The 25,031-nt window shown below is 71.8% G+C and carries 25 protein-coding genes; 14 read left to right on the top strand and 11 right to left on the bottom strand.

Features of this window, described 5'->3' with window-relative positions:
* Positions 1 to 88: 88 nt before the first annotated feature.
* Together ABD932_RS40830 and ABD932_RS40825 are read left to right on the top strand one after the other, a co-directional pair.
* Positions 89 to 1,114: an ATP-binding cassette domain-containing protein gene (locus ABD932_RS40830; RefSeq protein WP_345021178.1), complete on the top strand. Its 1,026-nt coding sequence runs from the start codon at positions 89 to 91 to the stop codon at positions 1,112 to 1,114.
* Complete coding sequence (locus ABD932_RS40825) at positions 1,111 to 1,950, top strand: ABC transporter permease (protein WP_345021176.1); 840 nt, start codon at positions 1,111 to 1,113, stop codon at positions 1,948 to 1,950. Before ABD932_RS40830 ends, ABD932_RS40825 begins: the two co-directional genes overlap by 4 nt.
* 47 nt (positions 1,951 to 1,997) lie before the next feature.
* Here the strand turns inward: ABD932_RS40825 and ABD932_RS40820 are convergent, their stop codons facing one another.
* Positions 1,998 to 5,819, bottom strand: a complete 3,822-nt coding sequence (locus tag ABD932_RS40820; RefSeq protein ID WP_345021174.1) for an AfsR/SARP family transcriptional regulator — start codon at positions 5,817 to 5,819, stop codon at positions 1,998 to 2,000.
* 166 nt (positions 5,820 to 5,985) lie between these two features.
* Positions 5,986 to 6,654 (bottom strand): DUF6578 domain-containing protein, encoded by a 669-nt coding sequence (locus ABD932_RS40815; RefSeq protein WP_345021173.1) that lies wholly within the window; start codon positions 6,652 to 6,654, stop codon positions 5,986 to 5,988.
* Between the two features lie 113 nt (positions 6,655 to 6,767).
* Here ABD932_RS40815 and ABD932_RS40810 point away from each other — a divergent pair, with 113 nt between their 5' ends.
* Positions 6,768 to 7,568 carry a site-2 protease family protein gene (locus ABD932_RS40810; protein ID WP_345021171.1) on the top strand — a complete coding sequence of 267 codons (801 nt, stop codon included), beginning with the start codon at positions 6,768 to 6,770 and terminating at the stop codon, positions 7,566 to 7,568.
* Positions 7,569 to 7,574: 6 nt separating this feature from the next.
* Here the strand turns inward: ABD932_RS40810 and ABD932_RS40805 are convergent, their stop codons facing one another.
* Genes ABD932_RS40805 through ABD932_RS40795 form a run of 3 tightly spaced genes read right to left on the bottom strand, consistent with a single transcriptional unit; the run spans position 7,575 to position 9,651 of the window.
* Positions 7,575 to 7,760, bottom strand: a complete 186-nt coding sequence (locus tag ABD932_RS40805; RefSeq protein ID WP_126391801.1) for a hypothetical protein — start codon at positions 7,758 to 7,760, stop codon at positions 7,575 to 7,577.
* A 54-nt stretch (positions 7,761 to 7,814) separates the two neighbouring features.
* Complete coding sequence (npdG, locus tag ABD932_RS40800) at positions 7,815 to 8,540, bottom strand: NADPH-dependent F420 reductase (protein ID WP_345021168.1); 726 nt, start codon at positions 8,538 to 8,540, stop codon at positions 7,815 to 7,817.
* Between the two features lie 37 nt (positions 8,541 to 8,577).
* On the bottom strand, positions 8,578 to 9,651 hold the full coding sequence (locus ABD932_RS40795; RefSeq protein WP_345021166.1) for a sialidase family protein: 1,074 nt from the start codon (positions 9,649 to 9,651) through the stop codon (positions 8,578 to 8,580).
* A gap of 161 nt (positions 9,652 to 9,812) precedes the next feature.
* Between ABD932_RS40795 and ABD932_RS40790 the strand changes: the two genes are divergently transcribed.
* Entirely contained in the window at positions 9,813 to 10,415 is a 603-nt protein-coding gene (locus tag ABD932_RS40790) for a hypothetical protein (RefSeq protein WP_345021164.1), read from the top strand.
* 74 nt (positions 10,416 to 10,489) lie between these two features.
* The gene (locus tag ABD932_RS40785; protein WP_345021162.1) at positions 10,490 to 11,812 is read left to right on the top strand and encodes an MFS transporter; all 1,323 of its coding nucleotides are present in this window, start codon (positions 10,490 to 10,492) and stop codon (positions 11,810 to 11,812) included.
* A gap of 58 nt (positions 11,813 to 11,870) precedes the next feature.
* Here the strand turns inward: ABD932_RS40785 and ABD932_RS40780 are convergent, their stop codons facing one another.
* A complete protein-coding gene (locus ABD932_RS40780) occupies positions 11,871 to 12,101 on the bottom strand; it encodes a hypothetical protein (RefSeq protein ID WP_250082300.1) in 231 nt (76 codons plus the stop codon).
* 58 nt (positions 12,102 to 12,159) lie between these two features.
* On the opposite strand from ABD932_RS40780, the gene map reads away from it, so the two are divergent.
* Positions 12,160 to 13,017: a type I methionyl aminopeptidase gene (gene map, locus ABD932_RS40775; RefSeq protein WP_345021159.1), complete on the top strand. Its 858-nt coding sequence runs from the start codon at positions 12,160 to 12,162 to the stop codon at positions 13,015 to 13,017.
* A 134-nt stretch (positions 13,018 to 13,151) separates the two neighbouring features.
* A complete protein-coding gene (locus ABD932_RS40770) occupies positions 13,152 to 13,799 on the top strand; it encodes a biliverdin-producing heme oxygenase (protein WP_345021158.1) in 648 nt (215 codons plus the stop codon).
* A gap of 3 nt (positions 13,800 to 13,802) precedes the next feature.
* On the opposite strand, the gene ABD932_RS40765 is transcribed toward ABD932_RS40770, so the two are convergent.
* Entirely contained in the window at positions 13,803 to 14,447 is a 645-nt protein-coding gene (locus ABD932_RS40765) for a PhzF family phenazine biosynthesis protein (protein ID WP_345021156.1), read from the bottom strand.
* Positions 14,440 to 15,372: a hypothetical protein gene (locus tag ABD932_RS40760; protein WP_345021154.1), complete on the bottom strand. Its 933-nt coding sequence runs from the start codon at positions 15,370 to 15,372 to the stop codon at positions 14,440 to 14,442. The genes ABD932_RS40765 and ABD932_RS40760 overlap by 8 nt, the downstream gene beginning before the upstream one ends.
* 141 nt (positions 15,373 to 15,513) lie before the next feature.
* Here ABD932_RS40760 and ABD932_RS40755 point away from each other — a divergent pair, with 141 nt between their 5' ends.
* From ABD932_RS40755 to ABD932_RS40730, 6 genes are all read left to right on the top strand, one after another.
* Positions 15,514 to 16,599 (top strand): FecCD family ABC transporter permease, encoded by a 1,086-nt coding sequence (locus tag ABD932_RS40755; protein WP_345021152.1) that lies wholly within the window; start codon positions 15,514 to 15,516, stop codon positions 16,597 to 16,599.
* Between the two features lie 141 nt (positions 16,600 to 16,740).
* Positions 16,741 to 17,553 (top strand): heme ABC transporter ATP-binding protein, encoded by an 813-nt coding sequence (locus tag ABD932_RS40750; protein ID WP_345021150.1) that lies wholly within the window; start codon positions 16,741 to 16,743, stop codon positions 17,551 to 17,553.
* A gap of 194 nt (positions 17,554 to 17,747) precedes the next feature.
* Positions 17,748 to 18,905, top strand: a complete 1,158-nt coding sequence (gene efeO, locus ABD932_RS40745) for an iron uptake system protein EfeO (protein WP_345021149.1) — start codon at positions 17,748 to 17,750, stop codon at positions 18,903 to 18,905.
* A gap of 13 nt (positions 18,906 to 18,918) precedes the next feature.
* Positions 18,919 to 20,184, top strand: a complete 1,266-nt coding sequence (gene efeB, locus ABD932_RS40740; protein ID WP_345021147.1) for an iron uptake transporter deferrochelatase/peroxidase subunit — start codon at positions 18,919 to 18,921, stop codon at positions 20,182 to 20,184.
* 6 nt (positions 20,185 to 20,190) lie between these two features.
* Complete coding sequence (gene efeU, locus ABD932_RS40735) at positions 20,191 to 21,063, top strand: iron uptake transporter permease EfeU (protein WP_345021145.1); 873 nt, start codon at positions 20,191 to 20,193, stop codon at positions 21,061 to 21,063.
* On the top strand, positions 21,023 to 22,015 hold the full coding sequence (locus ABD932_RS40730) for an SCO2278 family lipoprotein (protein WP_345021144.1): 993 nt from the start codon (positions 21,023 to 21,025) through the stop codon (positions 22,013 to 22,015). The genes efeU and ABD932_RS40730 overlap by 41 nt, the downstream gene beginning before the upstream one ends.
* 19 nt (positions 22,016 to 22,034) lie before the next feature.
* Here the strand turns inward: ABD932_RS40730 and ABD932_RS40725 are convergent, their stop codons facing one another.
* A complete protein-coding gene (locus ABD932_RS40725) occupies positions 22,035 to 22,766 on the bottom strand; it encodes a bifunctional DNA primase/polymerase (protein ID WP_345021142.1) in 732 nt (243 codons plus the stop codon).
* 156 nt (positions 22,767 to 22,922) lie between these two features.
* Positions 22,923 to 23,588 (bottom strand): TetR/AcrR family transcriptional regulator, encoded by a 666-nt coding sequence (locus ABD932_RS40720; protein ID WP_345021140.1) that lies wholly within the window; start codon positions 23,586 to 23,588, stop codon positions 22,923 to 22,925.
* A gap of 144 nt (positions 23,589 to 23,732) precedes the next feature.
* Between ABD932_RS40720 and ABD932_RS40715 the strand changes: the two genes are divergently transcribed.
* Positions 23,733 to 23,951: a DUF6243 family protein gene (locus tag ABD932_RS40715; protein WP_345021138.1), complete on the top strand. Its 219-nt coding sequence runs from the start codon at positions 23,733 to 23,735 to the stop codon at positions 23,949 to 23,951.
* On the opposite strand, the gene ABD932_RS40710 is transcribed toward ABD932_RS40715, so the two are convergent.
* Entirely contained in the window at positions 23,948 to 24,940 is a 993-nt protein-coding gene (locus ABD932_RS40710; protein ID WP_345021136.1) for a small ribosomal subunit Rsm22 family protein, read from the bottom strand. The genes ABD932_RS40715 and ABD932_RS40710 overlap by 4 nt on opposite strands.
* Between the last annotated feature and the right edge of the window lie 91 nt (positions 24,941 to 25,031).

Genomic DNA, 25,031 nt, shown 5'->3' with positions numbered 1-25,031 from the left:
GTACGCCGCCGTCGCGCTGTCGGTGGCCTGTCGGCGCTGTCGGTGATCTGTCGGTCGTTTGTCGGTGGCCGCTGACACCGTCGTGCACATGACGCGAATCGACAAGAACCCCGACGGCGTGAGCAGCGCCGTGTCCGTGCGGGGGTTGGTCAAGCACTACGGCGAGACCAAGGCTCTGGACGGTGTCGACCTCACGGTGCGCGAGGGCACCGTCATGGGTGTGCTCGGGCCGAACGGTGCCGGGAAGACCACCCTGGTGCGGATCCTGTCCACGCTGCTGGCACCGGACGCCGGGCAGGCCACCGTCGCCGGGTACGACGTCCTGAGGCAGCCTCGGCAGCTGCGCCGGGTGATCGGGCTGACCGGGCAGTACGCCTCCGTGGACGAGAAGCTCCCCGGCTGGGAGAACCTCTATCTCATCGGGCGGCTGCTCGACCTGCCCCGCAAGGAGGCACGCACCCGTGCCGACGAGCTGCTGGAGCGGTTCTCGCTGACCGAGGCGGCCAAGCGCCCGGCCGTCACGTACTCCGGCGGTATGCGGCGGCGGCTCGACCTCGCCGCTTCCATGATCGGGCGGCCCGAGGTGCTGTTCCTCGACGAGCCGACCACGGGACTCGACCCGCGGACCCGCAACGAGGTGTGGGCCGAGGTCAAGGCCATGGTCGGGGACGGGGTGACCGTGCTGCTGACCACCCAGTACATGGAGGAGGCCGAGCAGCTCGCCTCCGAGCTGACGGTCGTCGACCGGGGCAAGGTCATCGCGGGCGGCGGCATCGAGGAGCTCAAGGCCAAGGTCGGCGGGCGGACCCTGCGGGTGCGGCCGACCGATGCCCTGCAGTTGCGCCCGCTCGCCGGGTACCTGGACGAGCTCGGCATCACCGGGCTCGCCACCACCACCGTGGACACCGAGACCGGCACCCTGCTCGTCCCGGTCCTCAGCGACGAGCAGCTCACCGCGATCGTCGGCGCCATCACCGCGCGCGGCGTCACGCTCGCCTCCATCACCACCGAACTGCCCAGCCTGGACGAGGTGTTCCTGTCCCTCACCGGCCACCGCGCCAGCGCCCCGCAGGACGCCGTGCCCGCCGACAACCGCGAGGAGGTCGCCGTATGAGCGCCACCACCACCGCCGCACCCACCACCGCCGCACCCACCACCGGCGACGTCCGCATACCGCTGCGGGCGCATCTGCGGCACACCGGTGCGCTCGTCCGCCGCAACCTCCTGTGGATCCGGCAGGACCCGGAGTCGATGTTCGACGCCATCCTGATGCCGATCGTCTTCACGCTGCTGTTCGTGTACGTCTTCGGCGGCTCCATCGGGCAGGCGCTCGGCGGCGACCAGCACGCCTACGTGCAGTACGTGGTGCCCGGCATGATGGCCATGATGGGCATGAGCATGGCCATGTCGGTCGGGACCGGGTTCAACCAGGACTTCAACACCGGCGTCATGGACCGCTTCCGGTCGCTGCCGATCGGGCGGGGCTCGGTACTCTTCGCCAAGATCGCGGTGGAACTGCTGCGGATGATGATCGCGACCACGATCATGCTGATCGTCGGTGTCCTGGTCGGCTTCGACATCACCGACTGGGGCGGGCTGCTCGCCGCCGTGGCGCTGGCCGCACTGTTCGGCTCGGCGCTGATGTGGGTGTTCCTCACCCTCGGCGTGGTGCTGAAGAACGCGCAGTCCGTGCAAGGGCTGGGCTTCCTGGTGCTGATGCCGCTCCAGTTCGGCTCGTCGATCTTCGCGCCGACCGACTCGATGCCGGGCTGGCTGCAGTCCTTCACCGACGTCAACCCGCTGTCCTCGCTCGCGGACGCCGCGCGCGGGCTGATGGTGGGCGGCAACGGCCCGATCGCGCACGACGTGTGGGTGACCGTCGGCTGGTCGGTGGGGCTCACGGCGGTCATGGCGCCGATCGCGATCCACAAGTTCCGCACCAAGAGCTGACTCGTCCGGTGCCTTGAGGGCCTCGGGGACCCCCACATCGGCGCCGGTCACACGAGGGCGGCGGCCTCCACGGAGGAGAGGCCGCCGCCTTCCGCGTACGCCGCCTCGTACGCGGCGTCGCCGAGCGCCGCACGCGTGCCCGCCACCGCCCGCTCGTACACCTCGCGCTCCTGGGACGACGAGACGTGCCGGGGCGGCAGCAGTGCGTCCGCGGCGCCGAGGCAGCGGGCGGCGTCGCGGGCCCGGCTGCCGCCGTCCACGCGGGCGAGGGCGTACGCGGCGGTGGTCAGATACCCCGAGCGCATCTGTGGGGCGATGGCCTCGGACAGCGGGTCCTCGGCGCGTTCCAGCGCCCCTCTGATCCGCTCCAGTGACTCCGGATAGCGCCCGTCGGCCGCATCCAGCCAGGCCTCCGCACCGAGGATGAAGGCGTCGAAGACGATGAAGTGGGCGATCTTGAACTGCTCGCGCAGCAGCCGCAGTTGCTCACGCGCCTCGGGAATACGGTCGGTCATGCCGAGCCGGCCGGCCAGGATCAGCCGGGCGAAGGGCATCGACTGGTCGTGCGGGCCGCCCGCCTGGTCGAGGACCTCGCGCAGCAGGGCCTCTCCCCGCTCGGCCTCGCCCGCCTCGATGAGGACACTGCCGAGCCGGGCCTTGAGCACACCCGTATGGCCGCGGGCGCCGAGGTGTGCGGCGCTTTCGATCGCCGCCTCGTAGTCGGTGGCGGCCATCCGGTACTCGCCCCTGCGCTCATGTGCCTCGGCACGTGCGGCGAGCGCCTCCGCGGTGCCCCACAGATCGCCGAGGCGGCGGTAGATGGCCAGCGACTCGTCGGCGTCGCGGGTGGCGTCACCCGACCACTCCGTGCGGTTGGCGAGCAGATTGGCCCGCATCTGCAGATTGGCGGCGAGGTCCCACTCGTATCCGGGCACGCCCCGGCAGGTGTCGACGGCGGCGTCGATGATCGTCCGCACCCGTTCCATGTCCCCGGTGAGCAGGACGGCGTAGAACCACAGGGAGCCGGGGAACCGGCACCCCTGCGGGAGTCCGGGCCGGTACGTCCCGCCGACAGCGCGCAGTTTCCGCTGCCCCTCGGGCGACTGCCAGCGCTCCAACTCCGTGTCCATGCAGGCGAGATGGACCAGGTGGGCGCCGCGCCGGGCCTCCGCGAGGACCTCGCCGGTCCAGGGCGGCGGCGTGGCGATGCAGCGCTCCCACATCGGGGCGGCGGGCCGGACGGGCTCGCTGAAGGGGTCGGGGCCGAGGTCCTGGATCTCCCGGGCCCAGTTGCGGGCGACGATGCGCTGGTCGCGCATCAGCCAGTACCAGGCCATCGAGAGCACCAGGCACATCGCCTCCTGCTCGTCGCGCACGGCCACGGCGTGGTGCAGGGCGGCGCGGATGTTCTCGCTCTCGCGCTCGAGCCGGCGGATGGCGGCGAGCTGTCCGGCGCCGCGCAGCGAAGGCTCGCTGGTGCGGGCGAGTTCGCGGTAGTACGTCAGATGCGCGCGCTCGACCTCCGCCCGCCCGCCGGTCTCGTCGAGCCGTTCGGCGGCGTACTCGGCGACGGTCTCCAGCAGCCGGTAGCGCATCTCCCCGTCCCCCGAAGGGGCCGCCACCACGAGGGACTTGTCGACGAGCGAGCCGAGCGCCTCCAGCGCGCCGGGTCCGCACACGGCCTCGGCGGCGGCGAGATCGCATCCGCCGGCGAACACGGACAGGCCCCGCAGCACGTCCCGTTCGTCCTCGTCCAGCAGCTCCCAGGACCAGTCGACGACCGCGCGGAGGGTCTGCTGGCGGGGCAGGACGGTACGGCTGCCGGAGGTGAGCAGGCGGAAGCGGTCGTCGAGCCGGTCGGCGATCTGGCGTGGCGTCAGCATGCGGAGCCGGGCGGCCGCGAGCTCGATGGCGAGGGGCAGGCCGTCGAGGCGGCGGCAGATCTCGGCGCACGCCGCGGCGGTCTCCTCGTCGGTGTCGATCCGGAACCCGGGTCTGGCCGCGGCTCCCCGGTCGGCGAGCAGCCGCAGCGCCACCGGCTCGGGCAGCGGGTCGACCGGGCGCAGCAACTCCCCCGGTACGCCGAGGGGTTCACGGCTGGTGGCGAGCACCGTCAGCGCCGGGCAGCGCTCCAGCAGCTCCTCCACGAGGCGGGCGGCGGCCTCGACCACGTGCTCGCAGTTGTCGAGGATGAGCAGCATGCGGCGCTTGCCGCAGTGCTCGGCGAGCCGCTCGACGGGGTCGTCGTGCCGGTCGGTCCCGGCCCGCATGGCCTCGGCACCGGCGCCGTACAGCACGGTCTCCCGTGCGCCGACGGCGGTGAGCACGGCCTCCGGCACGGCCTGCGGATCGTCGACGGGCGCAAGCTCGGCCAGCCACACCCCGTCCGGGGCGGCGTCCCGCACGCTCTCGGCGGCCTCCTGCGACAGCCGTGTCTTCCCGGCGCCGCCGGGGCCCAGCAGGGTCACCAGGCGGGCGGTGGCCAGGTCGCCGCGGATGGCGTCGATGTCCGCTTCCCGGCCGACGAAGGAGGTGAGGCGGGCCCGGAGGTTGCCGGTGGGTGGGGTGGGCGCGGTGCCGGGCCGCGTACGCGCGTCGGGGGCCTGGGCAGGGAGTTCGCCGGCGCCGGTCCGGGAGTCGAGGGAGTGCAGCGGGCCGGGTGCGGCGTCGGCTGCGGCGCGGGCACGGGGGTCTGCAGGGACGCCGGAGCCGTCCGGGGAACCGGGGACACGCGCCCCGCCCGAATCGGCCGGGGCGCGAGGATCAGGGGCGGGGAGAACGGCGGGGTCGGTCGACGTGCGGTGCATGCCCGCGCCGGCACCGCTCGGCCAACGCCGAACTCCCGCGCCTGCACCGGGCGCCGGGCGGGACATGTCCGCACCCCCGCCGGGCGCCCTGCCGGACGCGTCCGTGCCCGCGTCGCTCGGCGTACCTGGCGTGCCCGCGCCCCCGCCCGCGCCACCCGGCATGCCGGACGCCCCCGCCAAACCGCTCGCCGACCTCGGGGTGCGGCCCTCCGCGTCGGCAGCACCGTCCGCCTCGGCCCCACGCCCGTCACGGGAGCCCCGCGACGCACCTTGGGCAAATCGGCCTCCGCCGCGCGCCCCCGGCCCGGCAGCACCGCCCCCGTCCGCATCCGCCCCCGACCGAAGCAACTCCCCGTGCAGCGCACGAAGTTCCGGCCCCGGGTCGGAGCCGAGCCGGTCGGCCAGCAGTCGTCGTACGGCGTCGTAGGCGGCCAGCGCCTCCGCCGTGCGGCCCGCGTCGCGCAGGGCGCGCAGGCGGAGGGCCTGGAGGGGTTCGTCCAGGGGGTGGGTGTCGCACAGGGCCGTGAGCTCGGGCAGGGCGTGCTCGGCGTGGCCGAGGGCGAGGGCGGCGGTGTGACGGGCGCGCAGGGCGTCAAGGCGCCGGGTCTCCTGGCGGGCCGCCTCGGCGGTGCGGTCGGGGAGGTCGGCGAGGGCGGGGCCGTGCCACAGGGCGAGGGCGTCGTCGAGGGCGACGGCGGCCTTGGCGGCGTCGCCGTCGGCCAACGCGCGCGTGCCCTCGCCGGCGAGGCGCTCGAAGCGGTACAGGTCGATGTCCTCGGGCGCGGCGGCGAGGCCGTACCCGCCCTCGGCCGAGACCACCGCGTCCGCGCCCAGCGCCCGCCGCAGCCGGCCGACGAGCGCCTGCAGCGCACCCGGCGCGTCGGCGGGCGGATCCCCGTCCCACACCTCGTCGACCAGCAGGCTCACGGGCACGGCACGCCCGCCCCGCAACGCCAGCACGGTCAGCAGGGCACGCAACCGCGCCCCGCCCACCGGAACAGGGGTGCCGTCGGGGCGGAGAGCCTGGGTGGTGCCGAGGATGCGGTAGCGCACGGGGTCCATTGTCTCTGGTCGGATCGGGGACGGTCACAGGGTTGAGTGGCGCGGCGCGCGAGGGGCGTGCGGCCGTTTCGGCGCGGTGCGCCGGGGGTGTACAGCGTTTTCAGCGCGGTGCGCGGGAGGGGTGTACGGCCCTTTCAGCGCGGTGCGCGAGAGATGGGCGCGGGCTTCAGCGCGGTTCCCGGACGGTGCTCAGGGTCTCCAGCAGCTCCGCGAGGGCGGCCGGCGGCAGGCCCGTCACCTCCCTGCCCGGTGCGGTGTGCGGAATGCCCCGGGCCTCGCGCACCGCATGGGACAGCCAGGAGTCCGTGCCCGGCACCTCCAAGGTCACGATCACGCCCACGCCGGCGTCCCCGAACCACTTCGGGCACTCCCACACCGACCTCAGCGAGCGTTCCCCGGCGACCGGCTCGCGCGTGAGCGAACCCGGCGCCGTCTCGGCCCAGCCCTGGGTGACGACCTGGATCGCGCGGACCCAACCCCGGGTGTCCGGCAGATCGGCGCCGGTGTGGCACTCGACCGTGAGCAGGCCGACCAGACGGATCCGGTCGCCCGGTGCCACCTCGCCCAGGTCCTCCTGAGGGACGAGGGCGACCGGGTCCTGATGCAGGGCGACCGTCAGGCCCGTCTCGTCCCGGGCCACCCGGACCGCGCCCCCCTTCGCCGGTAGGTCCTCCACCGGACCGGCGATCTTGGTGAGCTGGTCGTGCCAGCGGCCGCCCAGTTTGCCGTCGGCGTCGCTCATGAGCAGCGGCCAGCTCACCTCGTCGCCCACCTTGAACGGCGTACCGCAGCACTCCATCTGCCAGTCGTCGTAGAACACATGCCAAAGCCCCATGCCCCCACCCTCCCCGGAACCAAGGCCCCACCGCGAGACGTTTTCCCCGTACGCCCGGTACGGTCGGGCAGTCCCCCCGCGGTCCCCGCGCGTACGAGACTCCAGGGAGCCCCATGACCACCGCCCTCACCCGCCGCAGCGACCGGCGGATCAGCCCCGTCTTCGTGGGGATCCTGGCCGTCACGGCGGTGACCGGCTGGGCCACCTGGAGCGGGTTCGCCGAGCTGCCCGGACTGGCCGTGTTCCTGTTCGTGACGGCCGCCTGGATCGTGTCCCTGTGTCTGCACGAGTACGCACACGCGCGTACGGCCCTGCACAGCGGCGACATCTCGGTCGGGGCGAAGGGCTATCTCACGCTCAACCCGCTGAAGTACACGCACGCGCTGCTCAGCATCGTGCTGCCGGTCATCTTCGTGATCATGGGTGGCATCGGACTTCCCGGCGGTGCCGTGTTCATCGAGCGCGGGCGGATCCGGGGCCGCTGGCGGCACAGTCTGATCTCGGCGGCGGGGCCGCTGACCAACGTCCTCTTCGCCGTGGTCTGCACCGCCCCGTTCTGGCTGGACGCCCTCGACGACGTCCCGCGAGACTTCCGGTTCGCGCTCGCCTTCCTCGCCCTGCTCCAGGTCACGGCCGCGATCCTGAACTTCCTGCCGGTCCCGGGTCTGGACGGCTACGGCGTGCTCGAGCCCTGGCTGTCGCAGAAGGTCAAGCGCCAGGTGGAGCCGTTCGCCCCGTTCGGCCTGCTGTTCGTGTTCGCGCTGCTGTGGGTGCCGGAGATCAACGGCGTGTTCTTCGACATGGTCGACGCCGCTCTGCGCGGCCTCGGGATCAGCGACTTCGAGACGTACTGCGGCTACGACCTGTTCCGCTTCTGGCGGGACTCGAACGAGCTGTGCACGATGGGCTCGTGACGCCGGTCAGCCGGTGGCGGAGTCCCGCCGGGCGTCCCTGGCGGTCTTGACGTAGTACCAGGTCATGTTCGACGACAGCCCCGCCAGCAGCACCCACACGATCCCCAGCAGGCTGCCCTGGACGAAGGAGACCACGGCCGCGGCCACGGCGAGCAGACAGACAATCAGGGCGTAAACACCAAGGCGGGGCATTTCGGTCGGCTCCTTCGGGGGACACTGCTACGACGACCAGTGTCCCCCATCCCCTCATACGTCCGTGACGCGGAGCCCGGCGTGTGCCTTGTACCGCCGGTTCACCGAGATCAGGTTCGCGACCAGCGACTCCACCTGGTGGGCGTTGCGCAGCCGCCCCGCGAAGATGCCGCGCATGCCCGGGATACGGCCGGCCAGCGCCTGGACGATCTCGACGTCCGCCCGCACCTCGCCGAGGACCATCACATCGGTGTCGATCTCGTCGATCTCCGGGTCCTGCAGCAGCACCGCCGACAGATGGTGGAAGGCCGCCGTCACCCGCGAGTCCGGCAGCAGGGCGGCGGCCTGCTCGGCGGCGCTGCCCTCCTCCGGCTTGAGCGCGTAGGCGCCCTTCTTGTCGAAACCGAGCGGGTTGACGCAGTCGACGACCAGCTTGCCGGCCAGCTCCTCGCGCAGGGACTCCAGCGTCTTGCCGTGGCCGTCCCACGGCACGGCGACGATCACGATGTCGCTGCGCCGCGCGCACTCGGCGTTGTCGGCACCCTCGACACCGTGCCCGAGCTCCTCGGCGGCGGCCAGGGCGCGCTCGGCGGCCCGCGAGCCGATGATCACCTTCTGGCCGGCCCTGCCGAGCCGGTAGGCGAGGCCCTTGCCCTGCGGCCCGGTCCCGCCGAGCACGCCGACGACGAGCCCGGAGACGTCGGGGAGGTCCCAGGGGTCCTTGGCCGGGGCCTTCGCGGGGGCGTCGGTGGGCTGCTGTGCACTGTCGGTAGAGGTCATGGGTGGACTTTACGTCCGCCCCGCCCGCCCCGTCGGCTCAGGTGAGCCGGCTCACGGGCACCCGCCGGAAGGCGATGCTCTCGTACGGGCCGAAGTCGCCGGTCTCGTAGAGGAGTCCGACGGTGCCGGCGTCGATCCGCACGAGATCCGAGTACGCGGCGGGCAGCCCGTCCACCGTGTACGCGGACCGCCAGGTGACACCGCCGTCGGTGGAGGCGCGGATGGTCATCAGGGCGCGGGCGGCCGGATCGGCGGGGCCGGAGAAGAGCAGGACGTCGGGGTCGCGGAGCTGGAGCACACTGCCCTCGCAGATGGGGGCGACGAGGCCGGCCTGCGGGCGGAAGGATTTCACCAGCGTCTCCCCGCCGTCCTCGGAGTACGCGTCGGCACGGTTGCCCGGGGACGGGGAGTCGTTGCGGGTGTTGAAGTAGACGCGGCCGTCGGGGAGTTCGGCGGCCGTGGTCTCGTTGACGTTGACGTAGCCGTCGGTGTTCTCGTCGATGTAGCCGATCCGCCAGGTGGCACCCCGGTCGTCGCTGAGCAGGCAGTGGCCGCTGTTGTATCTGGGCTCGGTGCCGATGTCGGTGCCGGTGGGCGGGATCGTGTGGTTGGCGGGGACGACGACCCGGCCGGTGCTCAGCTGGATCGCGTGGCCGGGCGTGGTGGCATACCACCGCCACCCGGGCCGCTTCACCTGCGCGGTGATCTCCTTCGAGCTGGACCAGGTGACGCCGTCGTCGTCGCTGTACCGCACCCAGATCCGGCGGCCGTCGGCGTCGCTCACCTCGCCGCGCAGGATCCCGGCCTCGGTGGCGTGGGCGTGGTTGCGGATGTAGACGAGCAGGATGCGGCCGGTGTCGAGGACGACGGGCGCCGGGTTGCCGGCGAGGTGCCAGTTGTTGTCGGCGGCCACCTGGAGGGGACCCCAGGTGCGGCCGCCGTCCGTCGACCGCCTCAGCACGATGTCGATCTGCCCGTGGTCGGCGGCGGAGTCGACCCGGCCCTCGCAGAAGGCGAGGAGGGTGCCGGCGGAGGTGGTGACGACGGCCGGGATGCGGAAGCTCGAGTAGCCCTCGTGACGGGCACGGAAGGGGACGCTGGTCTCTGTCATGGGCGGGCTCCTCGGGTGGCCGGTCGCCGCGGCTCGGTGGCCGGTGGCCGGTGGCCGGGGCACGGACGGTTGTGCGGGGTAACGGGACCGTCTGCCCAAGTCGGGCGAATTCGTGGTGAACTCGGGGTCACGAGTGGTCGATTGCGGCAGGATGCGGTCGTATGGACGCCGTACGTGTCGCGTTGCTGCGTGAAGTGCTCGCCGGGACCGAGTGGTTGGGGCAGACACGGCGGTTCGCGGGGACGCTGCGCGCGTCGGCGGTGGCACACGGGGGCGGGCTGCTGCTGGTCGGCACGCGGGAGTACGAACCGTGGCATCTGGCGGCCCATCTGGTGGACGAGGCCGCGTGGTCGGGGACGCCGGAGCTGGCCCCGACTCTCGTACGGCATGACGCACGTGCCTCGGATCCGGCGCATCTGGCGGTCGGCCTCGGCAGGTTGGCGGCGGCGCGGCGCGGGGAGACGCTGCTGGTGGTGTCGGCGGGCGGGCCGGGGGCGCCGCTGCTGGAAGGGGTGCACGACGCCCGCCGGGCCGGGGCGACGGTGCTGGCGCTCGGCGCCGACGAGGGCGAGCTGACGGCCATGGCCCACGAGACGCTGGCCGTGCCCGAGGCCTCCGAGCTGGACCTGGACACCGTGCAGCACTTGGTGAGCGCGGCGGCCGGCGAGAACGCGCTGCCCCCTCCGAGAGGGCGCCGCCGCTTCCGTGACCGCTTGTCCCGCCTGGCGGAGTCGCTGACGGCGCCGCCGCCTGCGCGCTGGTGACGGGTCGCACGCCTTCCCGCCCGCCTTGCAAAACCGTTTGCCTCCACTACGGCTCCGCCCGAGCATGACCCCTCGTGACCGCCGACTCCCCCACGCCCCCCTCCCGGCTCCGGGCCGTACTCCCCGACCTCGCCCCCTGGCACGCCTCCGCCGACTTCCGCAAGCTGTGGCTGGCCGGGCTGATCTCCTCCTTCGGCAGCTTCCTGACGTTCGTCGCGCTGCCCGTGCAGATCAAGGAGCTCACCGGGTCCGTGGCGGCGGTCGGGGCGATCGGGGCCGTGGAACTGGTGCCGTTGATCGTGTTCGGGCTGTACGGGGGCGCGCTCGCCGACGCGCTCGACAAGCGGAAGCTGATCCTGTGGACGGAGGTCGGGCAGGCGGTGCTGAGCGCGGCGCTGCTGGTCAACGCGCTGCTGCCGAGCCCCGCCGTGTGGCCGCTGTTCGCCGTCGCCGCCCTGTCCTCCGCGCTCGTGTCGGTCCAGCGCCCCGCCCTGGACGCCCTGTGGCCCCGGATCGTGGCCCACGACCACCTCCCGGCCGCCGCCTCGCTGAACGCGCTGCGCTGGCAGGTCGGCGGCGTCGCGGGCCCGGCGCTGGCCGGCGTGGTCGTCGCGTATGCCGGGCTCGGCTGGGCGTACGGCGCAGACCTGCTGACCTTCGTCGCCTCCGTCCTGCTCACCCTCGGCATCGCCCCCTCCCCCGCCTCCCACGCGGCCGCGAAGCCGTCCCTCAAGGCCATCGCCGAGGGCGCCCGCTACGCCTGGAGCCGCAAGGAGCTCCTCGGCACGTATGTCATCGACATCGCGGCGATGCTCTTCGCGATGCCGCTCGCCGTACTGCCGTTCCTCGCGGACGAGTTGAACGCCCCCTGGTCGCTCGGCCTGATGTACGCCGCCGTCCCGGCCGGGGCGATGCTGGTGAGCCTGACCAGCGGCTGGACCTCACGGGTGCACCGGCACGGGCGGGTCGTGGTCCTGGCCGCGGCGCTGTGGGGCCTGGCGATCGCGGCCGCCGGCGTCTCCCGGACCGTCTGGCTGGTGCTGCTGTTCCTGACCCTGGGCGGCGCCGCCGACATGGTGAGCGGGATCTTCCGCGGGGTGATGTGGAACCAGACGATCCCGGACGAGCTGCGCGGCCGGCTCGCCGGGATCGAGCTGCTGTCGTACTCGGTCGGCCCGCAGCTCGGCCAGACCTATGTGGGCGGCGTCGCCGCCTGGAAGGGCGTCAGGACGTCCGTCTGGTCGGGCGGGCTGCTGTGCGTGGGCGCGGTGGGGCTGCTGGCGCTGTGCCTGCCGAAGCTGATGTCGTACGACGCGCGCACGAACGAGCACGCGGTACGGCTGCGGGAGCAGCGGGCGGCGGCAGCGGCGGCCATGCCGGCGCCCGCGGAAAGTTGATCAGCCGCTCGCGGAGCTGGGGGGCTGGGGTACCGGGGTACTGGCTGGGTACTGGGGGTCAGTCGTCGTCCGCCGGGCCCGTCGGGGCGTCGTGCCACCGGGGGTCGCTCTCCCATTCCAGGTTGCGCTCGCGCGCGAGGTCCATCGCCTGCTGGGCCTCTTCCCTGCTGGTGTACGGCCCGAAGCGGTCCTTGGCCGGGCACTCCGGCCCTTCCTCGACCTTCTTGTGGACGAGGCAGTAGTACCACTCCCCCGGCTTCCCGACGGTGCGCTTCTTGAACAAGGCCATGACCGGCTCCTCTCGCCACCGACATGTTCCCCCATGCCCGCTGGTTAGACTCGCTTGCATGTCTGGCCAGTCGCTGCTCGTCCCAGGGGAACTGTCCCCCACCCGTTCCGTGCCCGGAAACATCCGCCGCCCCGAGTACGTCGGCAAGCCCGCGCCGACGCCGTACACGGGTCCGGAGGTGCAGACTCCGGAGACCGTCGAGGCGATGCGCGTCGCCGGGCGGATCGCCGCGCAGGCGATGGCCGAGGCGGCCAAGCTGATCGCGCCAGGCGTGACGACGGACGAACTGGACAAGGTGGCGCACGACTACATGTGCGACCACGGCGCCTATCCCTCGACTCTCGGCTACCGCAACTTCCCCAAGTCCCTGTGCACGAGCGTCAACGAGGTGATCTGCCACGGCATCCCGGACTCCACGGTGCTGCGCGACGGCGACATCATCAACCTCGACGTGACGGCGTACATCGGCGGGGTGCACGGCGACAACAACGCCACGTACCTGGTGGGCGACGTCGACGAGGAGAGCCGCCTGCTGGTGGAGCGCACCCGCGAGTCGCTGAACCGCGCGATCAAGGCGGTCAAGCCGGGCCGCCAGATCAATGTCATCGGCCGCGTGATCGAGTCGTACGCCAAGCGCTTCGGCTACGGGGTGGTCCGCGACTTCACCGGCCACGGCATCAACTCGTCGTTCCACTCGGGCCTGATCATCCCGCACTACGACAGCCCGCACGCGACGACGGTCATCCAGCCCGGCATGACCTTCACGATCGAGCCGATGCTGACGCTCGGGACGCACGAGTACGACATGTGGGACGACGGCTGGACGGTCGTCACGAAGGACCGCAAGCGCACGGCTCAGTTCGAGCACACGCTGGTGGTGACGGAGACGGGCGCGGAGATCCTGACGCTGCCCTGATCACCGGTTCACCGATCACCGATCACCGATCACAAAGCCCGCCCTGTCAGGGCGGGCTTTCTCTTGTACGCTTTTACCGACAGGGTGTCGGCAAGCTATTGACTTAGGTAAGCCTTACCTTAGAGGATGTGCCCATGGAGTCCTTCTCGACACTCATCCGCACCGCGTCCCATGAACAGCACGTGGAGGCCGAGACCTCGACGTTCATGAGCGACCTGCTCGGCGGACGGCTCGGCGTCGACGCGTACGCGCGCTACACCGAGCAGCTGTGGTTCGTGTACGAGGCGCTGGAGACCGGCACCGAGCAGCTGGCGTCGGACCCGGTGGCGGGCCCGTTCATCCAGCCGGAGCTGTTCCGGCTGGCGTCACTGGAGCGGGACCTGGCGCATCTGCGGGGGCCGGACTGGCGGTCGGGCGTCTCCGCGCTCCCGGCCACCCGCGCCTACGCGGACCGGGTACGGCAGTGCGCCCGCGACTGGCCGGCCGGCTACATCGCCCACCACTACACCCGCTACCTCGGCGACCTCTCCGGCGGCCAGATCATCCGCGACAAGGCCGAGAAGACCTGGGGTTTCACCCGCAAGGGGGACGGCGTCCGCTTCTACGTCTTCGAGGAGATCGCCAACCCGGCGGCGTTCAAGCGGGATTACCGCGAACTGCTGGACGGGGTGCGCGCGGACGACCTGGAGAAGCAGCGGATCGTGGCGGAGTGCAAGAAGGCGTTCGCCCTGAACACGGCGGTGTTCAGGGCGTTGGGCGAGGAGTTTCCGCTGAGCGCCTGAGGCTCAGCGCTCCAGGACCACCCGGCCGCCGAGTTCGACCCAGTCCCCGGGCTGCGGCGCGGTGAGCAGCTGGGAACCGGCGCCCTGGGTGATGTTGAGCGCCCGGCCGAGTCGGTGGGTGAGCTGGATGGCCGCGGCACCGGTCGCCTCGTCCTCCTCGACGCCGTCGCCCCGGCCCGGGAAGCCACGGGCCCGGACCCGTCCGGCCGCCTCGTCCTCCCAGGCCCAGGCGTAGATCCACTCACCGGCCGGGGGCACGGTGAGGTCATCGACCTCGGCCGCCGTCGCGTACTGCTTCAGGGTGCGCGGCGGCGCCCACTCCGCCCGCGCCTCGATCCAGCTGAACTCCCCGTCCAGCCGGGTGCCCACCACGCCGGCGGGTGTGACCAGCTCGGGCACGTCGAGGAGCCAGGCCGCGCCGACGCAGGGGTAGCCGGCGAAGGGGAGTCGTACGGAGGGCGTGTAGATGTCGATGACGCCGCGCTCGGGGTCGTCCACGAACACGGTCTCGCTGAACCCGAGCTTGCCGGCGAACGCCTGCCGGTCCGCCCGGTCGGGCATGACGGAGCCCTCGCGGACGACGCCGAGTTCGTTGCCGTATCCGCCCTTGGGGCCGCAGAAGACGCGGAGGACGTCGTAGTCAGTCACGGGGGCATTGAAACATCTGAGCCATCGTGCCCACGGCGAGGTCGTCCCAGGCGGGGACCCCGCCGGGCAGGGGCCAGGAGTCGGTGGGCGCGGTGTCGTAAGGCAGCGATGCGAGGGCGTCGGCGTAGCCGCGTTCCAGAGCGACTCGTTGATGCATGAGGTTCGGATGAGGCGCACGGGAGTCCACGCGGGAGCCCAAACGCTCCATGTGCCGCTCGTGCGCCGCCGTGATCTCGTCGGCCTCCCGCCGCCACCGCTCCTCGTCCGCCACTCTCCTGAGCTCCACGCACACCGGCTCCACCCCTTCCGCCAGCGCGGCCACGGCGCGGTCGTGGCCGTCCAGGATCAGCCAGCCGTCGAGGAACGTCACCCACCACAGGAGTACTGGGGCGAGCGTGCCGTCCCGCGCGTGCTTGCGGTACGCCTTCACGCGCGGGGCGTCCGGCGGGGAGAGACGGCGCAGGGGCAGCACTCCGTGCCAGCCGCCTCCGCAGTAGAGCTCCAGACTCCCGCCCGGCCAGTCCCGGACGAAGTCCTCGGTCCAGATGCCCGGTGCGAAGGAGGCTCGGCGGGAGAGAAGCCAGCGGCCGTCGTACAGGGGACCGTCCTCCGCCTCCTCCAGCCAACGCGCGCACTGGTGCGTCCAGTCGGTCCGCTCGCGCATCGCACTGGAGCGCAGCGGCGGGAGGGGTGAGCGATGGCCGTCGAGGCGGTGCGTCGCCAGGTCCTTGCAACAGCCCGTGCCGTCCGCGCGGCCCAGCAGCAGCGGCCGCTCCCCCTGGCGCAGCAGCAACCGGCCTGCGTCCGCCGTCTCGAAACGGAGTGGAGGCGGAGCCGGCCGGCCCGACACGGCCAGGACCAGTCCGCCGCCCGGGGCGAACTCCCTGACTCCCCTGGCTCCCGTGATCCCCGTGGTCGCGTTCACGGGGCCCAGTCTGATGACCCGATGCCGCCGCCCGCAAAGGGATTGCCACCTTGAGTAAAGGTAAGGCTAACCTAAGCTCTGCCGGCTGACAGGGCTGCGGCCGAGCCACTGCGGCAGTGACCGAAAGGAACGGACAACGGCATGACCGTACTGGAGAAGGCCGCGCCAGAGGCCGTGGCCCAAGTGCCGCGCCGCAGCCGGCACACCACCGCCTGGCTGCTGACCGTCGGCATGTGCGTCGCCCTCCTCGTCCTGGTCCCGGTCGCCGCCGGGATCGGCGCCTATCCGGTCCCGGTCGGGGACGTCCTCGCCTCCGTGCAGCACAAAGTCGGGCTCGGCGGCGGCGAGTTGGACCGGGTCGCCGAGTCGGTGCTGTGGAACGTCCGCTTCCCGCGGATCGTGCTCGCGCTGCTCATCGGGGCCTCGCTGGGCTGCGCCGGCGCGCTGATGCAGGGCGTGTTCGGCAATCCGCTGGCCGAGCCCGGCGTCATCGGCGTCTCGTCGGGCGCGGCGGTCGGCGCGGTCGGTGCGATCGCGCTCGGCGTCAACTTCCTCGGTACATGGACGGTTTCCGTCTTCGCGTTCCTCGCCGGGCTCGTCACCGTCCTGCTCGTGTACGCGATGTCCCGCTCGGGCGGCCGTACGGAAGTGGTGACGCTGATCCTCACCGGTATCGCCGTGAACGCCTTCGGCGGGGCGATGATCGGGCTGTTCCTGTTCTTCGCGGACGCCGCGGCCATCCAGCAGATCACCTTCTGGCAGCTCGGCTCGCTCTCCCAGGCGACCTGGCCGAAGGTGCTGGCCGTTCTGCCGTGCGCCGCGCTCGGACTGGCCGTCGCTCCGCTGTACGCCCGCCGGCTGGACCTGCTGGCGCTGGGCGAACGGCCGGCGCGGCATCTGGGCGTCGATGTGGAGCGGCTGCGGATCGTCCTGGTCCTGGTCATCGCCCTGCTGACGGCGGCCGCGGTGAGCGTCTCCGGGATCATCAGCTTCGTCGGCCTCGTCGTACCGCATCTGCTGCGGATGGCGGCGGGGCCGGGGCACCGGTTCCTGGTCTCGGCCAGTGCGCTGCTCGGTGCGCTGGTGCTGCTCGCCGCCGATCTGACGGCCCGTACGGTCGCCGCGCCCGCGGAGCTTCCTCTTGGTGTGTTGACGGCGCTTCTCGGGAGCCCGTTCTTCTTCTGGCTGCTGCGGAGGACTCGGCGCAGGCAGGGGGGTTGGGCCTAGGGGGTCGTATGTCGTCTGCGCGCCGGTGGGGGCTGGTCGCGCCCGCGCGGCGGAGCCGCACATCGATACAGCCCCGCGCCCCTCAAGGGCGTTGGTCCCACTCCGCGACAGCAACTCGCCCTCCGTCAAAGGACCCCTCCCATGAAGCTCCTCCGTCACCGTCCGTCCCCTCCCTCCCCCGCCCAACCCGGCGACATCCTCGCCGAGGCCGAGAACCTCCACGTCCGCCTCGGCGCCCGCCCCGTCCTGCACGGTGTCTCCGTCCCCGTCCGGGCCGGCGAGGTCCTCGCCCTCGTCGGGCCCAACGGTGCGGGAAAGTCCACCCTGTTGAGCGCGCTGGCCGCCGACCTCCCGGCCGCCGAGGGTGTCGTACGGATCCACGGGCGCCCGGCGACCGACTGGTCGGCCCCCGAACTCGCCCTGCGCCGTGCGGTTCTGCCGCAGTCGGCGACGCTCTCCTTCCCGTTCCCGGTGGAGGACGTCGTACGGATGGGCCGCGCACCCCACGCCTCCTCTCCCGCCGAGGACGACCTCGCCGTCGCCGAGGCCATGGCCGCCACCGAGGTGAGCGCCTTCGCCGTACGGCCGTTCTCCGCGCTCAGCGGTGGTGAGCGGGCCCGTGTCGCGCTGGCCCGGGTGCTCGCGCAGCGCGCCCCGTTGCTGCTGCTCGACGAACCGACGGCCGCGCTGGACCTCAAACACCAGGAGCTGGTGCTGCGGTTGTGCCGGGAGCGGGCGCGGGCCGGGGACGCGGTGGTCGTCGTGCTGCACGATCTGGGGCTCGCGGCGGCCTACGCGCACCGGGTGGCGATCCTGCGCGCCGGACGGGTCGCGGCCGACGGGCCGCCCGCCGAGGTGTTCTCCGAGCGACTGCTGTCCGAGGTCTACGACCAGCCCGTCGAGGTGCTTCCGCATCCGCGGACGGGTGCGGTCCTGGTGACCCCTCGCCGCTGATCCCCACGCCGCCGCCCTCAACGCGACTGACCCCCACGCCACTGAACCCCACGGCACAACCTTTGACGTTCCTTTGACTTCTCTATGGGGTCCTTTTTGGCCACTTAGGCAATCCTTATCTCCGTTAGGCGAGCCTCACCTTCCTAGTTGTGAGGCCCGTCACGCATACTTTCCGGCCACCTCCTGGAGCCCACATGCGCGCCGTCAGACTCCCCGTCACCACCGCCATCGCCACCGTGGCGGCCCTGACCGCCGTCACGGGCTGCACCGAGAAGGGCAGTTCGGCGGGGAGCGACCGGGTCGTCAACGTGACCGCGACGGACGACAAGTGCGAGGTGTCGAAGAAGGAGTTTCCGGCCGGGCACGTCGAACTCGCCATCGAGAACAAGGGGTCGAAGGTCACCGAGGTCTACATCCTCTTCCCGGACGACCGCATCGTCACCGAGCGCGAGAACATAGGCCCCGGCACCAAGCAGACCGTCACCGCCGAGGTGAAGGCCGGCGACTACACGATCGCCTGCAAGCCCGGCATGAAGGGCGACGGCATCCGGCAGACCGTCAAGGCCACCGGCAAGGGCACGGCCGCCAAGCGCGACCCGCGGCTGGACAAGGCCGTCGCCGCCTACCGCGAGTACGCGCAGGAGCAGGCCGACGAGACGCTGCCGAAGGCGGAGGCGTTCGCCAAGGCCGTCAAGGACGGCGACATCGAGGCCGCGAAGAAGGCCTACGCCACCTCCCGCATCGGCTGGGAGCGCACCGAGCCGGTCGCCGAGTCCTTCGGCGACATCGACCCGAAGGTCGACGTCCGCGAGGACGGTCTGGCGGCCGGTCAGGACCCGGAGAAGGACTGGACCGGCTGGCACCGTCTGGAGCGCTCGCTCTGGAAGGACAAGAAGCTCACCGACCGCGACTCGGAACTCGCCGACCAGCTGATCACCGACCTGAAGGACTGGCAGAAGCGGGTCGGCAAGGCCGAGATCACCCCGACCTCCATGGCCAACGGCGCCAAGGAACTCCTCGACGAGGTCGCCACCGGCAAGGTCACCGGCGAGGAGGAGCGCTACTCGCACACCGACCTGGTCGACTTCAAGGCCAACGTGGAGGGCGCGCAGAAGGCGTACGAGCTGCTGAAGGCGGTCGCCAACGAGAACGACCCGGCGCTGGTGACCGAGCTCGACAAGCAGTTCGGCGCGCTGAACACGCTGCTGGACAAGTACCGGGCGGACAAGTCGTCGTACGACTTCACCTCGTACGACAAGGTCGGCGACGCCGACCGCAAGGAGCTGTCGGACGGTGTCAACGCCCTCGCGGAGCCGCTGTCCAAGCTCGCCGCCGCCGTCGTCGTGAAGTAAGGCGGGCGCCCTCATGACCGAGAACTCCGAATCCCCGTCCCGTCGCGCGCTGATCGGCTGGGGCGGTGCCGGGCTCGCGCTCGGGGCCGTCGCGGCCGGCGGTGCCGTGGCGATGACCCGTGACGGCGACGCCGCCGGTGACGCGGCCCCGGCCGGTGCCGCGACGGGCGCCGCGATCGACTTCCACGGCGAGCGGCAGGCGGGCATCGCCACGCCGGTGCAGGACCGGCTGCACTTCGCCGCGTTCGACGTGAAGACCGACGACCGCGCCGAGTTCGTGCGGATGCTGAAGGACTGGACGGCGGCCGCGCGCCGGATGACGGCCGGGCAGGCGGTCGGCGAGGGCGCGTACGGCGGGCTGGCCGAGGCGCCGCCGGACGACACCGGTGAGGCGCTGGGGCTGAAGCCGTCGCGGCTGACGCTGACGATCGGCTTCGGGCCGTCGCTCTTCGAGAAGTTCGGCGAGGCGTTCGGCATCGCGGACGCCCGCCCCGAAGCCCTCGCCGAGCTGCCGAAGTTCGCCGGGGACAACCTCGACAAGAACCGCAGCGGCGGCGACCTGTGCATCCAGGCCTGCGCGGACGACCCGCAGGTCGCGGTGCACGCGATCCGCAACCTGGCCCGTATCGGCTTCGGCAAGGTCGTCATCAAGTGGTCCCAGCTCGGCTTCGGGAAGACGTCGTCGACGACGCCGGAGGAGCAGACTCCGCGCAACCTCATGGGCTTCAAGGACGGCACCCGCAACATCGCGGGGACGGAGACGGACCGGCTGAAGAAGTTCGTGTGGGTGGACGAGAAGGACGGTCCCGCGTGGATGACCGGCGGCTCGTATCTCGTGGCCCGCCGCATCCGCATGCACATCGAGACCTGGGACCGCACCTCCCTGAAGGAGCAGGAGGACATCTTCGGCCGCGACAAGGGCGAGGGCGCCCCGGTCGGCAGGGCCAAGGAGCGCGACGAGCCCTTCCTGAAGGCGATGCTGCCCGACGCGCACGTCCGGCTCGCGCACCCCGACTCCAACGACGGGGCGACGATCCTGCGCCGCGGCTACTCCTTCACCGACGGCACGGACGGCCTCGGACGGCTGGACGCGGGCCTGTTCTTCCTGGCCTACCAGCGAGACCCGCGCACCGGGTTCGTCAGGATCCAGCGCAACCTGGCCATCGACTCGCTCAACGAGTACATCCAGCACGTGGGTTCGGCGCTCTTCGCGATCCCGCCCGGCGTCCGCGACAAGGACGACTGGTGGGGCAGCACGCTGTTCTCCAAGGAGGCGTGAGGACTTGTGTTCTCCAACTATCTGATCGGCCTGCGCGAGGGTCTTGAGGCCAGCCTGGTCGTCTGCATCCTCATCGCCTACCTGGTGAAGACGGACCGCAGGGACGCCCTCAAACCCATCTGGATCGGCATCGGCGTCGCGATCGCCCTCGCGCTCGGCTTCGGCTGCGCGCTCGAATTCGGCTCGCAGGAGCTGACGTTCGAGGCACAGGAGGCCCTCGGCGGGTCCTTGTCGATCCTCGCCGTCGGGCTGGTGACGTGGATGGTGTTCTGGATGCGGCGCACCGCCCGGCACCTGAAGTCCGAGCTGCACGGCAAGCTGGATGCCGCCCTGCAGATGGGCACCGGCGCACTGGTCGCGACCGCGTTCCTGGCCGTCGGCCGGGAGGGCCTGGAGACGGCCCTGTTCGTGTGGGCATCGGTGCGCGCGGCCGGCGACGGCAGCACGCGCCCGCTGGCCGGCGCCGCCCTGGGCATCGCCACGGCGATCGTCCTGGGCTGGCTCTTCTACCGCGGCGCCCTGCGCATCAACCTCGCACGGTTCTTCACCTGGACCGGCGGCATGCTGGTGGTCGTGGCGGCGGGCGTGCTGGCGTACGGCGTCCACGACCTGCAGGAAGCGCGCTGGCTGGGCGGCCTGAGCGACAAGGCGTTCGACATCAGCGACACCGTCGATCCGGCAAGCTGGTACGGCACTCTGCTGAAGGGCGTCTTCAACTTCCAGCCCGATCCGACCGTCCTCCAGGTCACGGTGTGGCTGCTGTACCTGATCCCGACGCTCACGCTGTTCCTGGCCCCGGTAGGGTTCGCCTCCGGGAAGGGGAAGGTGAAGGGACCTGATGAGCAGGGAACGCGGCCCTCGAAGGCTCCGCAGGCTTGACCGGAGCGCACTGATTGCAGCCTCGCTGACCGCTTTGTCGCTGACGGCAAGCGGATGTGTGGTCGTCCACGGGGAGCGGGAGATCCTCCCCTCGGCCACCGAGGCGGAGGCCAACAAGGCGCTCGAAGAGTTCACTTCCGCGTACAACAAGGCGGACAAGGCGTACGACAGCTCCCTCGACGCCGACTACGTCACCGGCGCCCTGGGCGACATCGACGGGGCGCGGCTGAAGGCGGGCAAGGCGGTCAGCCCCGGCGGCAACGCGGCGCACACCCCGCTGAAGCTGTCGGACACCAAGATCACGATCCCGAAGAAGGCGGGCTGGCCACGCTGGTTCGTGGTCGACGCGGCCGGCAACAAGTTCGGCAGCGCACGCTGGGTCTTCGTGTTCACCCGCAGCGGCCTGGACGAACCGTGGGAGGCGGCGTATCTGACGCTGGTGGCCCCCGGCGACATGCCGAAGTTCAAGACGGACAAGGACGGCTGGGCCGAGGCCGTCCCCGCGAACTCGACCGAACTGGCCGTGCCGCCGTCGGACTTGAGCAAGCAGTACGCGGGCTACCTCAAGGAAGGCGGGGACGTCTTCGCGGACGGCCGTCACACCAGCGAGTGGCGTGCCGACCGGACGAAGGCGGCCAAACGGCCGGGCCTGGTCAGCCAGTTCATCGACGAACCGCTCACGAGCGGCGACTACGCCCCGCTGGCGCTGCGCACCACGGACGGCGGTGCGCTGGTGTTCTTCACCACGCGCTATTACGAGAAGCGGACGGCCTACGCGGGCACGTCCGTCCCCTCGCCGGGCAAGGGCGTGGAGGCCCTGACGGAGGGCGAGGTCAAGCAGTCGCTGACGATGGAGATCATCTCCAACGAGATGGCCCTGGACCCGAAGGGTTCCGGGAAGGTGGAGGTCATCGGCCGGACCCAGGGCCTGACGTCGGCGAAGGGCGAGTAGCGCCGCCCGGCGATGGAGCTCAGTGGCGCAGGGGCCAGGCCGCGGTGACGTGGTCGGGCTCCTCGTCGGCGTGGCGGGCGCAGGCGTCGGTGAGGGTTTCCAGCAGGCTCAGCGGGTCGGGCAGCGGGTGTTCGAGTCCGCGCAACCAGTGCACGGACTGGCCCTCACCGGACAGCCGGGCGGGCGGTACGAGGACGTAGGACCCGCGGCAGTGCCAGCGCAGTCCCGGATGCTCGTCCATGGTCTCGGGGTGGCAGTCCAGCTCGCAGGGCCACCACTCGTCCTCGTCCTCGGGGGTGCCGCGGGTGAGGGTGAAGAACAGCAGCCGCCCGTCGTCGCTCTCGGCGACCGGGCCGACCTCGATACCGGCGCCGAGCAGCCGCTCCAGCGCGTCGAGTCCGGCCTCGATCGGCACGTCCATGACGTCGTGCACCATGCCGGTGGCGGTGATGAAGTTGGCCTGCGGCTGATGGCGGGCCCAGCGCTCGATCTGGGCGCGGTCGGTGGTGGACTGCGTCTGCCAGGCGAAGGACACCGGGTGCCGGGCGGGGGTGGGACAGCCGACGCGATCACAGGAACATCGGTAGCCGGCGGGGTGCGCGGCGGGCGCGAGGGGCAGTCCCGCCGCGGCGGCGGCCAGCAGCAGGGCCTCCCTGCCACCGTCGTCGGCGGCGTCCTTCGGGCGGCGTCCGCGCAGCCACTGGGAGAGCTTGCCCTGCAGGCCGGTCCGACCGCCCAACTCCGCGCTCATCTATCCCCTCGCCTCGCTGTCGTGCGGAACAGCATGCCCTATGGTCCCATCATCGTGCGCTCCGGGGGGCCGTAGCGGACAACCGGGGTAGGTGGGGCGAGGTGTGCACAGCACTGTGATCAGCGGTAATGGACCGCTTTGGCGGGATTTACGGCCCTACCGCGCACGCGGCGCGAGGCCGTGGAGGGCGTAGTCGACGAGGGTGTCGGTGTACTCGTACGAGATCGGGCCCGTGTGCTGGAGCCAGCGCTGGGCGAGGGGTGAGACGAAGAGTTCGAGGGCGATGCGCGGATCGATGTCGGGTCGCACCTCCCCGGCCTCCTGGGCGGCGCGCAGCCGGTCGACGTAGAGCTGGAACGAGGGTTCCATCAGCTTGGCGACGTACTCCCGGCTGAGCGGCTCGTTGACCAGGCCCTCGGCGGCGAGGGCGCGGGCCGGGGCGGCGAAGTGGGGGTCCGTCATCTGGTCGATGGTGGCGCGCAGCACGGCCTTCAGATCGGCCGCGAGGTCTCCGGTGTCCGGGATGACGTACGGCTCCTGCCCGGCGGCCTGCGCGGCCTGCTCCCCGAGATCGAGGAACGCCTCCATCAGCACCTCGGCCTTCGACGACCACCACCGGTAGATCGTCTGCTTGCCGACGCCGGCCCGGGCGGCGATGCCCTCGATCGTGGTCCTGGGGTAGCCGACGTCGGCGACGAGGGCGAGGGCGGCGTCGTAGATGGCGCGGCGGGACTTCTCGCTGCGGCGGGTGGCGTTGGGGGCGGGGTGATCGGTTTGCCCCGAGGGCTTCTGGGCGGACTGGGCGGATTTCTGGGCTGCCATGGCTCGAATTTTATCAGGTTGACAAGACGGAGCGTCTCGCTGGACCCTGAAAGGGTGCGATGTCGAGACGATACGTCTCGTACTATCGCTGGTCTTTAAAGGTCCTTGATGAAGGTCCTTGATGAATGACGAAAGGAGCTCACCATGGCCCGAAGCGGATCCGGAAACATGCTGGGAGTCGGCGGGACGCGGCGGAACCTCGGCCGTACGGCACTGCGCGGCGGGGGTCGCGGCGGCCGGATCGGCGGTGGAGCGGATCCCGCGGCACAGAAACGGGAGCTGCTGCGCAGGTTCCAGGAGAAACAGGAGACGTCGGACGGGGAGAGTTCGACGGCGGAGAGCTCGGAGGAGGAGACGTCCTAGTCGGACGCCGGGGGCCAGGCGTCGCCCCAGTCCGCGTCGCGGGCCGCCTTGTAGAGGTCGCCGTGCCGTTTGGTGATCGTGGTGCGGCGCAGGGAGGGTTCGGTCTCGCACAGGTCGAGGAGGACCTGGCCCTTGCGGATCTGGGGTTTGCGTACGACGCGGGCGGGGGCCGGGGTGACGGGGAGGCGGGTGGCGGCGACGTACGCGAACTTCTCGTCCTCGTAGGCGAGGGAGCCGCCCTTGATCTGGCGGTGGAGCGAGGAGCGGCTGACCCTTGCCGAGAAGTGGCACCAGTCCGTGCCGGGGACGATGGGGCAGGCGGCGCTGTGCGGGCAGGGGGCGGCGATGCGGAAGCCGGCGGTGATCAGGCGGTCGCGGGCCTCGATGACGCGGGTGTAGCCGTCGGGGGTGCCCGGTTCGACGATGACGACGGCCTGGGCGGCGGACGCGATGGTGTCGACGAGGGTGGTGCGGTCCGGGGCCGTGAGCTCGTTGAGGACGTAGGAGACCGTGACGAGGTCCGTGGGGTCCAGGGCGAGCGCCGAGCCGATCCGGGCGCGGTGCCAACGGGCGTTCTTCAGCGCCGGGTTGGCGGCGGCGATCTCCCGGCCGATCGCCAGGGCGGGTTCGGCCCAGTCCAGCACGGTGACGCTGCGCTCGCCCGGCCAGGTCGCGGTGACGGCCCAGGTCGCGGCGCCGGTTCCGCCGCCTACGTCCGTGTGGCTGCCGGGGGTCCATTCCGGGACGGCCTCCGCGAACGCCTCCAGGGCGGCGTGGACCGCCTCGAAGGTGGCGGGCATGCGGTAGGCGGCGTAGGCGGCGACGTCTGCGCGGTCGCGGAGGATGGGGGTGTGGGTGGGGGTGGCGCCCCGGTAGGTGGCGATCAGCCGGTCGACGGCCTGGGTGGCCTGGCGGGGCGGGAGGCCGTCGAGGAGCGTGGCGAGGCTGTGGCGCAGGGTCTCGGCGGGCGGGGGGACGGGGGCGTTCACTCGGCGATTCTACGAGGGCGCGCGGCGGGGGTGTGGGGGGTGCATTTTTCGCCCCCGCCGCCCCTACCAAGTCGGATCGTAGCCATGTCGT

The organism is Streptomyces shaanxiensis (assembly GCF_039537145.1).
GTDB lineage: Bacteria > Actinomycetota > Actinomycetes > Streptomycetales > Streptomycetaceae > Streptomyces > Streptomyces shaanxiensis.
The sequence above is the reverse complement of the archived record's forward strand: the minus strand, read 5'-3'. Positions and strand labels throughout refer to the sequence as shown.